Annotated in this window: 12 protein-coding genes, 1 tRNA gene and 1 pseudogene; 2 read left to right on the forward strand and 12 right to left on the reverse strand. The window is 58.3% G+C overall.

The genetic code is table 11. From position 1 onward, the window contains the following. Positions 1 to 490: 490 nt before the first annotated feature. The 11 genes and pseudogenes from E1958_RS21710 to E1958_RS17635 form a co-directional block, all read right to left on the reverse strand. Complete coding sequence (locus E1958_RS21710) at positions 491 to 799, reverse strand: tyrosine-type recombinase/integrase (RefSeq protein WP_279512450.1); 309 nt, start codon at positions 797 to 799, stop codon at positions 491 to 493. Next, entirely contained in the window at positions 709 to 1,170 is a 462-nt protein-coding gene (locus E1958_RS21715) for a tyrosine-type recombinase/integrase (RefSeq protein WP_279512451.1), read from the reverse strand. Before E1958_RS21715 ends, E1958_RS21710 begins: the two co-directional genes overlap by 91 nt. A 157-nt stretch (positions 1,171 to 1,327) precedes the next feature. Then, positions 1,328 to 1,993, reverse strand: a complete 666-nt coding sequence (locus E1958_RS17595; RefSeq protein WP_133513024.1) for a hypothetical protein — start codon at positions 1,991 to 1,993, stop codon at positions 1,328 to 1,330. A gap of 535 nt (positions 1,994 to 2,528) precedes the next feature. Then, positions 2,529 to 2,744, reverse strand: a complete 216-nt coding sequence (locus tag E1958_RS17600) for a hypothetical protein (protein WP_089724784.1) — start codon at positions 2,742 to 2,744, stop codon at positions 2,529 to 2,531. Beyond that, positions 2,722 to 3,003 (reverse strand): BrnT family toxin, encoded by a 282-nt coding sequence (locus E1958_RS17605; protein WP_133513025.1) that lies wholly within the window; start codon positions 3,001 to 3,003, stop codon positions 2,722 to 2,724. Before E1958_RS17605 ends, E1958_RS17600 begins: the two co-directional genes overlap by 23 nt. 62 nt (positions 3,004 to 3,065) lie before the next feature. Beyond that, on the reverse strand, positions 3,066 to 4,403 hold the full coding sequence (gene rsxC, locus E1958_RS17610) for an electron transport complex subunit RsxC (protein WP_133513026.1): 1,338 nt from the start codon (positions 4,401 to 4,403) through the stop codon (positions 3,066 to 3,068). Between the two features lie 326 nt (positions 4,404 to 4,729). Continuing rightward, complete coding sequence (locus tag E1958_RS17615) at positions 4,730 to 9,388, reverse strand: 4Fe-4S binding protein (protein WP_133513027.1); 4,659 nt, start codon at positions 9,386 to 9,388, stop codon at positions 4,730 to 4,732. A gap of 354 nt (positions 9,389 to 9,742) precedes the next feature. Then, the gene (locus E1958_RS17620; protein ID WP_133513028.1) at positions 9,743 to 11,293 is read right to left on the reverse strand and encodes an N-6 DNA methylase; all 1,551 of its coding nucleotides are present in this window, start codon (positions 11,291 to 11,293) and stop codon (positions 9,743 to 9,745) included. Between the two features lie 24 nt (positions 11,294 to 11,317). Then, positions 11,318 to 11,854, reverse strand: coding sequence for a hypothetical protein (locus E1958_RS17625; protein ID WP_207787916.1), 537 nt, complete (start codon positions 11,852 to 11,854; stop codon positions 11,318 to 11,320). Between the two features lie 122 nt (positions 11,855 to 11,976). Next, the gene (locus E1958_RS17630; RefSeq protein ID WP_207787915.1) at positions 11,977 to 12,792 is read right to left on the reverse strand and encodes an RnfABCDGE type electron transport complex subunit B; all 816 of its coding nucleotides are present in this window, start codon (positions 12,790 to 12,792) and stop codon (positions 11,977 to 11,979) included. A 137-nt stretch (positions 12,793 to 12,929) separates the two neighbouring features. Beyond that, positions 12,930 to 13,117, reverse strand: a pseudogene (locus tag E1958_RS17635) (transposase); the annotation flags it as partial. Positions 13,118 to 13,177: 60 nt separating this feature from the next. Here E1958_RS17635 and E1958_RS17640 point away from each other — a divergent pair. Both E1958_RS17640 and E1958_RS17645 read left to right on the forward strand, forming a co-directional pair. Further along, positions 13,178 to 13,253 (forward strand) — tRNA-Glu (locus tag E1958_RS17640). A 127-nt stretch (positions 13,254 to 13,380) separates the two neighbouring features. After that, a complete protein-coding gene (locus tag E1958_RS17645) occupies positions 13,381 to 13,983 on the forward strand; it encodes a hypothetical protein (protein ID WP_133513029.1) in 603 nt (200 codons plus the stop codon). A gap of 259 nt (positions 13,984 to 14,242) precedes the next feature. On the opposite strand, the gene galU is transcribed toward E1958_RS17645, so the two are convergent. Continuing rightward, positions 14,243 to 15,115 carry a UTP--glucose-1-phosphate uridylyltransferase GalU gene (gene galU / locus E1958_RS17650; protein WP_133513030.1) on the reverse strand — a complete coding sequence of 291 codons (873 nt, stop codon included), beginning with the start codon at positions 15,113 to 15,115 and terminating at the stop codon, positions 14,243 to 14,245. Positions 15,116 to 15,261 lie beyond the last annotated feature (146 nt).

The following is a 15,261-nucleotide window of genomic DNA, read 5'->3' on the forward strand; positions in this document are numbered from 1 at the left end:
GCAAGGTGTGATTTTGGAACACCTTAACTATCATGTGGTTACGCACGTGAACATGGCAGGACATCCCTGCTCCACAAAAATATTTTGAATTTTTCAAGGTGCCCTAAAATCATCCTCAACAATCCGCGATTCTAGGCCCAGCGCCACCACGTCCTCATATCGCATCTCCCAGAGCTTATGTCGAGGTCGCCAAATACCTCCGGCCGCCTTGACCTTGTCCCTTATATCCGTTTCCCAGTACTCAACTCTTACACCGAGGAGTTGCTGCGGGCGTATTGGTTCTTGCGTCTTGGTAGCCTTTGGATCGCTTTGCCAATCGGTCTCTTCTTCGATCAACTCGACCGTCGTATATCGCCGGCCGGTCTGCTGATCATATTTGTAGCGAACACATACTAACCGATCCCCGTATTTTTTCGCTAGGCCCTTGGTGCCTTTTTGTCCCGGTCGCAATGTAGTCTGCGTAACCATGGTGCGCCAACGTCGCAATCAATCAGAACCTGATCAGCTGTGTCAGGGGGCTCTTCACGCCAAGCGGCCCCTTGTTCATCACGTGCGTATAGATCATGGTGGTCCGAACGTCTTTGTGACCGAGAAGCTCTTGTACAGTGCGTATATCGTAGCCGTCGTCGAGAAGATGCGTGGCGAACGAATGACGCAAGGTATGGCAGCTGCCGTGCTTGTGGATGCCGGCGGCGGATATGGCCTTCTTTACAGCGCGTTGGATGGCCGACTCACCGATGTGATGACGCCGGGTCTTGCCCGAGCGCGGGTCGACGGTGGTATTTTCGGAGAGAAACAAGTATTGCCAACCCCATCGAGGTCCGGGGGAAGCAAGGTAACGCGGTCTTTCGCTCCCTTACCGTTGTGCACGACGATTTGACTGCGCTCGAACTCGATGTCCTGGATGCGCAGACGCAAGCATTCCAGTAGACGCAGGCCAGCCCCGTACAGGAGGGCGGCGACGAGCTTGGATGTGTCTTCGAGATGCATGAACAACCGCTTGATCTCACTACGGTCGAAGACGGTGGGAAGGTGCTCAGGGCGCTTGGCTCGAGCGATATTTTCAAGGGCCAATTCCTCGCGACCAAGGACTTGCTTGTAGAGGAATACGAGCGCGTTGAGGGCCTGGTTCTGGGTCGAGGCGGCGATCTTGCCCTTTGGAGCCGCCAACGATTTTGTCCGTGTCCACGAGAATATATGCATTACCGCGGGGAGCTTCGGTGTGCACTTGTGGTCCCCTTTCCTTGAATTCCTAATGGTAGTTCAGACTGGGAACTTTACTCATAAAAACAAGATGGGTGTCCTTTTCTTTTCCTTTTCTTTCTTTTTAGTTTTTCTCTGGAGCTATTGCCTCTATTCTATGACCCTCAGCCAGAAGTACGTTCATATACGTATATTCGACTTCATGGAGCCGATTCCGGTTGAAACCTATTCCTAGCACCAATGTTACAAAGAAGACAGTAAAAAGCCATACACATGTTTCAAGGCTAGGTACATCTCGAAATCTCAATGCATCAGACACCACTACGGTAAGGGATAGTACACTTGCATAAACGCTTGCCAGGAAAAGCCCTCCGATCATTCGGACCTCTGCTTCCATTCGTTCAGATTCTTCCCAAAGCATTGGAGAAAGTAACCTTAGGTAGCGTTTTGAGGAACTGAATGGCACTTTTCCTGGTAAATCAGATACGGGATCGAGACTAAGTAGGCGAGTCATCAAAGATGTGACCTTCGAGTGATATTCTTTAGAAGAGAAGAATGCATCAAACGGGAAAACCATATCCCTAATCTCAAAAGATCGCGTACGGCGTGGGATCTTAAAGGCGTACTTGCTTAGCTGCTGAGCAATCTGCATCGACAATGGCTTCAATGAGTATCCTATAACTAGGGCAGCGAAAACTATCGCCAGAGGTCCGAGCCAGGTTCCTCCATCGTTTTGAACTGCTACAATTCTAAGCCAAGCACTTTTCGGTGTGGTGCTTCCGGTTTCCACAAAGTCTACCGTAGAAACAAACAAAAGGAGCCAAACCCACCCCGGGAGAAGTACCCCCAGAAAATCTAGTAACGTGATCGGTATAGGGCGGAATCCAGCTTTCATTGGCTATTGTGTATCAACGGCTAACAGGTAGTAGACGGCGAGTCGCCGTGTTTAAATACATCGAAACGCCTTCTATACCACAACTATTGCTTCTTTTCAAATTCATGAATATCTCCATCAACGCTCCTAGAAATAATGAGCTCGTAGCTCGTAGCTCGTAGGGCGGGTAAGACCAGGGACAGTCACAACCCGCCGGAAGGCTGAAAAAATGAAAGGCATAAAATCCACTACTTGCTTGTACCCATCTGAGAACTCGATCTCCAAAATGTGAGATTTTATGTGAGTTGCCGACTTAACCGATGATCCTGACATTTTTCAGCTTATCCGTTTGTTGGCATGGGCTCCAGGGTTTTTCGGAGTCGAATGAACATTAAAGAACAACCTGATCTGTTCAAAAACGAGTCTGTAATCATGCGGGGCTTGACAGCTACTACTCGACGGTCATGTGAACTTGTTGGAGTTCAAGAAGTTTCCGTAAAGCATTGTTAACAGCTTGAGCATTAGGAAATTCCCTAGCTAGATCAGGTTCTATTACTACGACATTGGATCCTTCGCGGTAACGTTCGTAGTACTTGCCTTGAATGCCCTTACCTAGCGCATCGAGGTCATATTCCGGCCTCAAATCATCTTCGGTGATGTTGCTCATATTTACGAATCTCATTTCTTGTCATGGGTCGCGCGGAAATTAGTCTGATACTGTCATCTTGATCGGTGTGCGATACAACCAGAAAACAGTTTTTGATCGAGGTGCCGAATGTCAAGTACCGTAACTCATATTGTGAATGGTACGAGTCACCGTAAGTGATAGCAAATGGATCTCCGAAAACCGTAGTAGCTTCATCAAAGCTTATACCATGCTTTCGAGAATTCAGGTCAGCTTTTACGGGGTCCCATTTGAAGTTCACGAGTTTTTAGCCCTTAAGCCCGCCTAGATTGAGGTTCACAAGTTCACTCCTAACCTCCGGGCTCACCCTTGTTTATGACCACGAAGCACCCGCTTGGCGGTACGGATCAACTGTACGATAGGTATCCCCGAGGGACAGGCATAGGTACAGGAACCACATTCGACGCATTCCATGATCTGGATGCGTTTCATCTCTTCGTACATGCGGGATTTTGCCAGTCGGGCCAATCGGGACGGGTTGAGGAAGTAGGGGCAGGCCTCCAGGCAACGCCCACAGCGGATGCAGGGGTGTTCCTGGGGGCGTGCCGTCTCGGTGGCGGTGAAGGCGAGGATCCCGGAGCTGCTCTTGATAATGGGGGCATCTAGGCTGGCGATGGGGGTGCCCATCATGGGGCCGCCCATGATGACTTCGCGGGTGTCGTCGCTCAGGCCCCCACAGTAGCGGAGTACTTCCCGCACCGGCGTGCCCAGGGGGACGATCAGATTGGACGGTCGCTCGATGCCGGGGCCGGAGACGGTGACCATGCGGTCAATGTAGGGCATGCCGGTGTCGAACCAGTCCGCGATGGCGGCGATGGTGCTGACGTTGTTCATGATGATGCCCAGATCCGCCGCGTGCAGGCCCGCCGGGACCTCGATGTCGAGCAGGGATTTGATCATCATCTTGGAGTCGCCCTGGGGATACTTGACCCGCAGGGGTACCACACGCACCGGCTGATTGGGCCAGAGCTGCCGGTTCAGGATAGCGATAGCGTCGGGCTTGTTGCGCTCGATGCCGATGATGGTCTGGTTGGCGCCCAGTCTGGTTCGGAGGATCTCGATGCCTCGCAGCAGGCGGTCCGCACGCTCGACCATGACCCGGTGGTCGTTGGTGAGATAGGGTTCGCACTCGGCGCCGTTGGCAATCAGGTACTTGATCTTGATCCCTTCTCGCAGGGAGTACTTGACATGGGCTGGTAGGGCGGCCCCGCCTAGGCCGACGATCCCGGAGTCTTGCAATGCCGACACGAAGTCGTCCGGGGACAGGGCATGCCAGTCGGGGGGTGGTTCCCCTTCCAGGCGTTGGGTGGCATAGGGGTCAGCCTCGATCTCGATGGCTTTGCTGAACCGCCCGCCGGGATAGCGGTGGTGGCCGATAGTCCGCACCCAGCCGGTGACCGGGCTGTGCAGACTGGTGGACACGAAGGCGCCGGGTGCGGCGATGCGTTCGCCGCGACGTATCCGTTGACCGGGGGTTACCACGGGTTTGGCGGGTACCCCCAGGTGTTGGTTCAGGGGTAGCACATAACGACTCACGAAGGGCATGCGCTGGGTGGGCAGGTCCGCGGTCAGATTCTTGTGCTCATGGGGATGGATCCCGTGCGCGAAGCCGCGTCGGAGGCGGATTGCGGAGGCTGTCATTGTTGTCGTTCCGTAGGGAGTGGGTAAGGTTCAAGGGAGTGAGGAATCTCTGTTTTTATCCCCTTTCGTCTGTTTGATCCCCTCTCCCCAACCCCTCTCCCGGCGGGAGAGGGGCTTGTGCCTTGGGAAAACATTCGTGTTCATTGACGTAAATAGCCCGTAGGGCGGGTCAGGCGCGTGCGCCAGGCGCCGCGATTGCCGCGGCGGTGGGGGCGCCGTCACCCGCCGGATAGCGGCGGGTGGCAGCCCGTAGGTCGGGTCAGGGCAGGGCGACGGAGGTGGCTGGCATACGGCGGATGGCGCAAGCTTATCCGCCCTACGTGGGCTCATTGAGGTCGCTCCGCGCCGGCTTGGTGACGGTAACCGGCCAGATTCATCAGGCGTTCCCGGATGTCGCCGCGGAGCTCTTGTTGCAGCTCTGCGCGCAGATCGGCGAGCTTCTGCTCGTAGACTGCGGCCTGGGCCGCGAGCTCGGCCTGCCGCTCGGCGGCCACCTGCTCCTCGGCCTCGCGCCGGACGCGCTCGGTGAAGGGGGTCACCAGGCCGGCGAGCTCTTGCAGCAGGCGCCAAGCGTCGCGGCGTTCCTGGCAGACCGCGACTAGCTCCGGGGCGACCTGATAGCGCGCCGGGTCCCGCTGTGGCTGCCCCTGGGAGACGTAGGGCGTCCGGCCCCGGCGTTCGGATTCCGACAGCTCCAGATAGGCGTCCAGGGGCAGGGGGTCGGCGGCGTCTTCCGCCAAGGGCTGGAACCAATGGCGGAAGCGGGCCTCGCCGAGCGCCCAGTGGGCCGGTGTCATGGCTCCGTCCTCCGGGAGTGTGGCCTCCTTGGCTGCTGTGGAGGCAGGATGCCGGTCCGTCGGCTGGATAGACCCACGCTCCCAGGTAGCCAGGGGTTCCGGGTTGGCCCCGAGCTCGATCCGGGTCCCAAACACGCCATCGGCCTTGGGGTCGTAGCGGAACAGGGGGAAGGTCCGGGTCGCTACGGCCAGGCGTGCCTGTTCCAGGGTCTGGTCGGTGGGAAACCCATGGCGCCCAGGGCTGGGGGCGTGGACGTGGAAGAGGGCGGGGCCATCGAACGCAAGCCCGGCCTCCAGGCTCTCCAGGAAGTGGGTCGGTGCGCCGAGGGAGGTTTGGGCGATGCAAGCGTCGCGGCGGGCTAGTGCCAGCAGGCCCAGGTCGGTGGCGGTGTCCGGTAACGGGGCCGGGGCGGATTCCAGACTAGAGCGGCCGGAGAGGCCCAGGTCCAGGTCTGCCAGCACCAGGATCTTCAGGGGCAGCTCACCGCCCAGCAGGGCGGCGACCTGGGACAGGCCCGCGCCTGCCAGTATCCGGCTACTGCCTACCAGGAGCATACTCGGACAGCGTTCTCTTTCCTGTGGGGTCAGATCATGCCAGCTGAGGGCGGCAAGGTCGGACCAGCGCCGCGCCGCGTCCATGGGCTTGTCGAGCTCGAGGCGTGCTCTGCGCATCAGGACGAAGCCCTCGATGGCCTGTCGCAACTGGCCCTCCAAGAGCCCCGCCGCCAGCCGGGCACCGTCCCCGGTGGCGTCTAGGGTGACCGGGACCTGGAACACGTTGTGAGGGAAGGCCCCGGCCCAGCTCGCCGCTTCGCCGGGGGTCAGCACCAGCCCTAAGCCAGCGCGGCCGAAGCCCTGACGGCCGGTCTCCAGGCGCCAGGCGAGTGTCCCCAGGCCTTGGGCCAGCTCCACCAGCCGGCGCAGACGGGCGGCATCCACTGCGCCCTCGATAGCACCCTCGGTCTGGCCGAGGAAGGCGCCGAGGTCCGCGTGGCGGGTGCTCACTGTTTCCAGACCGCGCGCCAGGGCGTCCAGGTCGTCCGCCGGCAGGGCCTCGGCGAGTAAGGAGCGGATCAGGGCCGTGATCTCCTGGTGGGTTGCCTTGACCTCTTGGGTGAATTCGGCGCGCCGCTGTCCCTGGCGGGATGCGGCCAGGCCCAGGGCCAGACGCAGGACAAGGCGTTCGCCGGAGCCGGCCTCCGCCCCGTCGCCGCCGGCCAAGGCGCTTGTCGCGCGGTGGGCGAGCAGGGCCGCCGGCAGGGGTCCGACTCGCTCATCGGCGGCGGCTAGGTCGATGATCGCTTGGGTGGTCTCAGGGAGCCTTTCCCAGGCCGTGAATACTCGGTTGGCCTGTTCCAACTCCTCGGTGGTCTGGGCGACGGACTGCAGGGCGCCGGCGTCGCAGGCGTGCACACAGATACCGCAGCCCTTGCAGTCGTTCGGATTGAGCGCCAGGAACAGCAGGGCGCCTGGAGTATCCGTGGGGGCCTCCGTGAAGAAGGGCGTGGCGACGGCGACCGGCAGGCAACCGATGGCGGCGGTCAACCGTTCGACGGCGGTATCTATACTCTGCTTGCGTGCTGCGGGCAGGGGCGTCTGGTCCTGGAGCCAGGCGTAGGCGGCGCTCACCAGGTCTCCCAGGGTGGCGGTCTTGGCCTCACCGGCGCGGCAGCTGTGGTCGATGCGTTCCGCGAGCTTACCAGCCAGGGGGCGTAAGGCGCCGGCCTCGGCCGCCGGAATGGCAGCATTGAGGACCTCGCTCGGGGTGGCGGCAACCGCGCCCCAGGCGCCTTCGGGGCAGTAGCTCCAGCAGCGCCCGCAGCCCGTGCACAGGTCGGGGTCCAGGTGGGGCAGGGACGCGCGCAGCGGACTCATATCGCGGAATGCGGACAGCAGCGGCGGTACGGCCCCGATGGCCATGTAGGGGTCCGGTGCGAGCTGCGAAGCCGCGCCGTCCCGGTACAGGACTCCCACTTGGTCCCAAAAGCGGGGCAGGCTGTCATAGACGTCATCGATGGTGCCGAAGCGGCGTACCGAGGCTGGGGCCTCCTGCTGCGGGCGTGGGGCCAACTCCGAGACCGGCAGTCCCTGGTAGTCGATACGCCGGATGCCGTCCAGACCGGCCTGGAACTGCCGGCTGCGCGCCTCCCGGTCCGGGTCGCCTGTCTGTCGGCCAGGCAGACCTGCATCGGCAAGCTGTGCGTCCCGAATCGAGATCAGGCGGCGCGGGCCGAGCCCGACCCAGCCCTGATCGAGCAGCAGGCCACAGATGGCCCCCAACACCAGGTCTTCGGAAGGTGAGTCCGATGGCGGGATGGCGTAGAGGGCGATGCCGGTATCCTGCAGTGCCTGCTGCCGGGTCGGAGACAGGGTTTGCCAGAGAGCCTCGTCCTGTTCCGGCCCCCGCAACAGCAGGGCGCCGTCGGGCCGAAGGTCAACCAAAGGGTCGATCCGGGTATCGCCGGGATCTACCGCGAGCAAGGCCAAATCGACGGGCATGGAGGCACCGGGATCGCGCAGCGCCTGCTCGCTCAGGGTAAAGCAGTCGATGCAATAGGACCCCAGGGGTTGGGAGAACAGGGCGGGATGGCTGCGCAGGTGAGCACCTGCGAATCGGCGCAGGAATCCGGCCGTCTCGGCCACGAGGCCCTCGCCCCACTGGCCGGAGCGACGGTGGACGGCGAACGTGAGCGCGCCGGTCGGGCGCAGGTCCGGCGTGGGCCCTCGGCCACACAGGCCCAGTCCGGCGACGTGCGGATAATCGCGGCGCAGCCGGTCCAGCAGGACCTGGCGCTTGGGGTAGTCGCTGGTCTGGGGTGTGAATTCCATCCCGAGAAAGGTCTGGGACCCTTCCAGGTCACCCGCCTCCCGGCACAGCCGGATCAGGTCCGTCCCGCGCAGGGGTAGACCGCCTACACCATAGATAACCGACCGCACGCGGGGTCGATCCTGAGCACGCAGGGCCGGATGACCCGGTGGAGCATCGGCGTCGGAACTTGTGTCGTCCAGGCCCCGGTCGAAGAGGGCGCGCAGCTCGCGCAGCAGGGGTGGGTCGTCCGCCAGATGTGTGCTCACCCGTTCAAGCACCAGCAGGTGTTTTGCCACCCCTAGGTGGGCGAGCAGATCGGGACCGGGAAAGGGGTGCAGACAACGCAGGCCGAGTACCCCCACCCGGAGGCGTTCCGTCCTGCGCAGATGTTCGGCAACGGCTTGGGCGGTCTCGACCGCGGCCCCCTGGGCCAGGAGGAGGATGCGGGCGTCCTCGGCGCGGAAGGCACAGACCGGTTCGTACGACCTGCCCGTCTCGCGGCGAAAATCGGAGACCGCCTGCTCCAGGCTGGAGCGCACCTGGCCGTCGAAATAGACACTGGCCGCCGCGGCGCCCAGGCCCCAGATCTCCGGGGGCTGCAGGGCCCCTAGGAGCACCGGGTGGTCCGGGTCGTGCCAGCGCGGAACCCGGCGGCGGTGGTCGCCGAACAGGAGCCGTTGGGTGGCGGTGGGCGCCGGAATCGTATTGCCCGGCGCGCCGAGAAACCGGGTGACCAACTCGGCGGGGGGTAGCCGCACCTCTTGCATGGCCAAGGCGGTTTGATCTCCGTCCATGACCACCAGCCCCGGCGTCAAGGTCTCCTCTGCGATCCGGCGGGCGATCAGGGTAAGGTCCACCGCCTCCTGGACGTTCGCCGCGAACAGCAGAAAGACGCCGGAATCGGCTGCCAGGTGACAGGTCTCGTGGCCGCTGCCCGTGGCGATGGCATGACCGGGCAGGGCGCGGTTGTCGAGGTGGATCACCAGGGGCAGACGGCGCCCGGCTGCGAGTCGCAGCAGGTCTTGGGCTGCAGTCAGATCGGGGGCGGCCAGGAAGGCCGTGGCGCGGATTCCCCCCATGGTCAGGCCCAGCGCCCCCGCCAATGCCCCGCGGGGGCCTTCTGCTCCCTGAGTGCCCAGGATATCCCCAAGCAGGTTGCGGCCGTGACGCAGCTGTTCGGTGCGCCACGCCGCGTCCGCCGCATCCGCCGGGAAGGAGGCCCCGAGCACCGCGAGCTCGGCGATGGCCGCTTCGGTAACGGCTACTGCGGTGTTGCCGTCGAGGGCGGTCAGCTCACCGGCGTAGGGACCCGCCGTGCGGGTCGGGGCGCCGAGGAGACGGCGCAGGAGTCGCAAGGCACTGTTAGCGAAGCTGGGCATAGGATTCTCACTTTAGTACGCCGACACACAAAATCCGGAAATAAAAACTATGAATCGACACGAATCTGTAACTACGAATCACGCGAATCGGGAACCACGAATAGACACGAATAGGGCCCATATTCTCTTGTCCACGAAAGGCACGAAAAAACACGAAAGAAAGAACGCTGCTCTTTTTCGTGTCTCTCGTGTTTTTCGTGGACCATCTCTTCTTTATTCGTGTTTATTAGCCGCGTAGGTCGGGTTAGGCGCACCCTTTGGGGTTGAGTCTGCCACTGTGGTCGGGTGCGCCGTAACCCGACGTAGAGTATGCACAGGTGTACTAGGCTATTCTCAGCCAGGTGGAGCGGCTTGTTAGTTACTTGCGCTCGCTTTGTATTTTGACTTTCGTTCAGAAACTCCAAGCTCCATCTGACCTGTGGACCTAACTGTCTGCGTTTCGTTCCAGCCCTGATATTGAACGAGCTCGCCCAACTCCCTCGCCACTTCCTTCAGTGACAGTCTCCTTAGAATTTCTGTTGTAATAGGGCGTTTCTCATCCCAAAAGATCATTGATTCCAGGAATTCGAGAGCAGGATCGGATGTGATTAAACGATAAACGAACCTTGCTTCTTCTGCAGTGTCAAAAGAAAGAAAATTGATAGTGTCATCAAACACCACAGTCTTTCCACCCAGCGGCCCGACAAGATTAAATTTCAATTTTTTGTAAAAGCCGGATACTGCAATTTTCCATTGCTTGAATGAGTAATCCCCTATACCAAATATAGAAAAGACTGGTTTGTTTCTGTAAATTGCGCTCCTTCTTTTGTCTAAATATTCCCTATGTTCAATCAAGTATTTCCAAGTCATTGGAGCAAGTTCTTTGATCTGCGAAGTGTCTTCCCCAACAGCCTTTTGGGTTATCAACACTACTTTTCTATAAGAAGTGACTCTGCCATTCCCGATATCCGAACTCTTCAGCAGAGGATAAATGTAATTTTCTTCACATTTGATGAATTCACCAAGTCCATTTTTATAGCCATTTCCGACCGGCTCGAATTCCATGACCCTTGAACAATCATGCTTGATTCCGGACCGCCAGATGTACCTTGGATCTTGACCTCTCAAGCACCTCCATTTTTCGTAGCGAGTAACATCACGCACAATATATCCGTCTCGTTCACCGATTATGTGTGAAGGCTCAACGGCATCTAATGATTCATAAACTCCACAATCAGCGTTTCCGGTATCCGTTGTCAGCACAAGAAGACAGGCTTCCACCGATGCACCAAAGTGCGCTTTTGCGTCAATGGAATAGATATGTCCCAAAAAACGGTGCCCCGAGTATTGCCTAACTTGTCGCATTATTTTACGTGCAACTGCATATTTGCATAAAAACGCAATTGCGCCTTCGCGCTTTGAGAGCCAATTTATATGCTGCAACAGCATCCATTCAGAAATATCAAAATTCCCGGAACCGGTGATCGCTTCAATACCTTTCCGATTTTGAAAGTTAGATTTTTCGGGGAGGTTTTTACTATTGAGAATGCCCAGCTCACTGCTCGTGACCCAGGGAGGATTTCCGATTATAAGGATATATCCATGCAACCTGGATAATATTGTTCCCCAGTCGGTAGTAAAGAAATCGGCTTCGTTGACTGCCACACGGTTGGTCGCAGAAATCCTTTTCAGAGAAGAGTTGGTCTCACTAACGTACTTAGTATTAATCTCAAAACCGAGAATAGTAGAATCCTCGAATCCTTCGTATGCAGCCAGAACGAATGCCCCCCTCCCACAAGTGGGCTCAATAACGAAATCAGGACTGAGACCATGATTCCGTTTTAGAACCTCGACGACTTTTCTCGCAAGATCAAAAGGTGTCTGAAAGTCGCCGTATTGCCACTTTTCAATCGATTTTGTACCCACTATTCAACGCACCCTCGAAACACCCTAAATCGTTCCTGCCTTCTGAATAACTCTACCATATTGAAGCCTCCACTGAAGGGCGTTTGATATTGTCAAATAGCCTTGATTAGGTGGTGTTTCTAGAATCCTATCAGCAAGTTCCCCTGCACCGATCTCGTCTACAGGTAAATTCTTTTCAAAGATAAAGGCGATGACATCATCTCTGTTTCCTTCCCGCTCCAGAATATCTAACAACCCTCTTGTTGTTTGGAAATCTGCGGTGCGTTCCTTTTCAATGAAAATTGTGTGCTGTATATCAAGTCGACTGGTCTTATTTTTATCATCATCAGTTTTCTCATATACATAAACGAGCAAATGATAACCAAGGCCAAATATCTTCTGTGATGCGGACTTGAAAGGACATGAAGATTGCGGCTGTTTGACGCTGGTTACTTTTATATCGACTCCAAGTCCAGGAAGATCAATTCCAGATGCGGAATTGCCTTGTTCGTATTCGTATCTGCTTGATAGATAGATAAGTAGTAAATTTATGCTCAAGGTAAGTTCCAACAGCTTTTCCATCGGTTACACCATAGAGAGAAGGCTCATCATAGGCAGTCTCCATCTCTGCAAATTTTGATGCCTCCTCTTTCAAGGTCTCAATCGTAAGTCTTGTCTTCATGCTTCTCTCTTCACGTATCCTTCTACTCCTTAAACTGCGTGCCTTCAAGCCACTGAATGGCCCCGGTGGGACAGCGGTGCACCGCTTGGGGTAGGGCCGGGCCGCCGCCAGAGTAGTCGACCAGGGGCAGGTTGTCTTCCATCCGAATCAGTCCCGGTGCCGCATCGGCCGCGCAACGTCCACAGGCGTCACAGGCGACGCTGCAAAGCGCAAGGGCCAGGTCACCGGCCAGAGGCGATTTGCACTGGACGAACAGATGTTGATTCAGGGGCGTCAGCTCGAAGAGGTCCCGTGGGCAGGCATCGACACAGTCGCCGCAGGCGGTGCACTTGCTTAGGTCCACCACGGGTAGGCCATTGTCGTTCATTGCGATGGCATCGAAGGTGCAGGCGGTCCGACAGTCCCCCAGACCCAGGCAGCCCCAGGAACAGCCCTTGCCGCCGCCGGAGACGACGGCCGCGGCGTTGCAGCCCTCGAAGCCCTGGTACTCGGCGATCTGATAGGCCTGGCCCTTACCGCCGGCGCAGTGGAGTCGGGCTACGCGCTGCTCCTGCTTCCCTGGGTCCACGTCCAGCAGCTCGGCGATGGCATCGATCGCTTCGGAGTCCGCCACCGTGCAGCGGCTCGGCGACTCCTTACCTGCAACCAGGCTCACGGCAAAGGCATGGCAGCCGGGTTGTCCGCAGGCGCCGCAGTTGGAACCGGGCAACAGGTCCAAGGTAGTTTCGATTCGCGGGTCTTCCTGAACCCTCAAGAAACGGTAGGCCACCGCCAGGATGACGGCGAAGAACAAACCCAATCCGGCCATGATGGCCGGTGCGACCAGATAGCTGTTCATTTTTAGGGAAGGATTATGAGGCCGGTTCGTTCGGCTCCCACCGCGTCATTCCGGCAGGAATTACCGGAATCCAGTGCCATGGATGGCAAAAACGATGGGGGGTTGAACAATTTCGGTGGTTTAACTTAATGGTATTGGCCCACATCCACCAGCCCATTGTAGCCCCTCCAGCCGTCCGAGTGGCTGATGCTGTGCGGGATACCTGGCCCCGGATCGCAGCCTGTAGCTGCTTCTTGGAGGTGTCAGGGACGATCTCCGTGTAGACCTTCCCTTGGTGTTCCAGGATTCCGGAGACGATCGTTTTACCACCTGCTCCGCGACCTTGTAACGGACTTGAGATACCATTTCAGAGTGGGTATGATTTTATCTTCTGCAGAATTCTTCCGCTCCCTTCGTCTAGCGGTCCAGGACGCTGGCCTCTCACGCCGGTAACAGGGGTTCGATTCCCCTAGGGAGTACCAATCAAAGCGCCGGCTGTGAAGTCCTGCTCCTGACTCTCCTGATCCGCGCGGCGTCTTTCCGGATGGCAATCGCCGTCGTGCCATCTCTACCCACCCCATGATGCCGGGCCGCAAGAGGCAAGCGATCATGACCAAATGCACCCTCCTGATCGTGGCAATGGTTCTGACCCCCACGACACTGGTCGGCGCGGACGAGGTTACCGATCAGCTCGACCGCGCTCGCGCGGAGTACGATTCCGGAGCACTGCGTAAGGCCATCCAGACAATCCAGTCCGCGGTTGCCGGCATCCGTGAGAAGATCAACCGCGACCTGTTGAAGCTGTTGCCGGAGCCCCGGGAGGGCTGGCAGGCGGACGAGCCCCAGGTCCGATCCACCGGCATGGCGACCATGATCGCGGGAACCAACCTGTCACGGCGTTATTCTCGCGCTGACGGCGCAGAGGTGGAAATCGGCATCACGGCCGACTCACCCCTGATGCCGATGATGGGTATGATGTTGTCCAATCCTATGTTGATTCAGATGGACCCCGACACCGAAAGCTATACCTACGCCGGACAGCCGGGAGTGATCAAACACGACAAGGACAGCAACAGGTGGGAGATCAGCCTGCTGGTGGCGAACAAGATCCTGATCAAGGTCGATGGAAAAGGCCTCAAGGGCAAAGAGGGCATTGTGGCCTATCTGGAAGTTCTGGATTTCGACGCCATTCGGCAGGCATTCGGGACCTGATCGGGCCAATGGTGAAGCAAGCGCGTATTTTGAACTGCAAAGGTGCAAGGGACAGCCTGTAGGATGCGGTGAGTGAAACGAACCGTACCGATTCGCCAAGGCGACGTATTTTTGCTCAACCGAGGCGTTGTGGCCGTCTTGAAGGGAAAACGCGGTGGTTCATCCCTCACCTCAACCTCCACATTCTTTGCGTCCTCTGCGTCCCTGCGGTCCAAACTATTCCATAATCAAAAGTTGCAATTACAAGGGCACAAGACATTTAGTGTACCACCCGTCTGAGGTAGTCAGCGAAGCTCGCCCCCAACTCAGGGTGCGCCAGGCCATATTCCACCGTCGCCTCCAGGTATCCCAGCTTGCTGCCGCAATCGTAACGCTTACCACGAAAGGGATAGGCGATCACGGGTTCCTCGGCGAGCAAGGCGGCAATGGCATCGGTCAACTGTATCTCGCCGCCGGCACCGGGCCTGGTCCGCCTCAGATGATCGAAGATTCCGGACGTCAACAAGTAGCGCCCCACCACCGCCAGATTGGAAGGTGCATCCGCCAGCGTGGGTTTCTCCACGATGGAGACAACGCGGAGCTCCCCGTCCGGACCGGAACGCGTCTCGACGATACCGTACTTGTCGGTCTCGTCCTGCGGGACCTCCATGACACTCAGAATGCTGCAGCCATAGCGCCCGTACATCTCCATCATCTGCTCAACCACACCTTGGCCGTTCCCGCGGATGAGGTCGTCGGCAAGCAGTACCACGAAGGGTTCCTTCCCCACGACCGGTTGTGCGCACAGGACGGCATGGCCCAGACCCAATGCCTCGGTTTGACGCAGATAGATGCAGTTTACCCTGGACGGTAGTACGGTCCGAACGCTCTCGAGCAGCTGTTGCTTGTCTGACCTCTCGAGCTCCATCTCCAACTCATAGGCCTTGTCGAAGTGGTCTTCGATAGAACGCTTGTTGCGTCCGGTGATAAACACCAGTTGGTCAATGCCCGCGTCCTCCGCCTCCTCGGCGGCATACTGGACCAGCGGCTTGTCCACGATCGGAAGCATCTCCTTCGGACTGGCCTTGGTTGCGGGAAGAAACCGAGTGCCTAATCCGGCTACCGGAAATACAGCTTTACGAATTTTTCCCATATCTTCAGTAGCATGCCCACTGCCAGACCTTTAGTACCCAGTTTCGACCGATATTGCAAGTTCATAGTCTCTGCTGGCTTACCCGCTCGGGTTTCTCATTTGCTTGATATTGCGGGTAGAGTCGCTTGAGCTTGATGCGTGCCTGT

The sequence above is a fragment of the Candidatus Thiosymbion oneisti genome (assembly GCF_004359955.1).
Classification (GTDB): domain Bacteria; phylum Pseudomonadota; class Gammaproteobacteria; order Chromatiales; family Chromatiaceae; genus Thiosymbion; species Thiosymbion oneisti.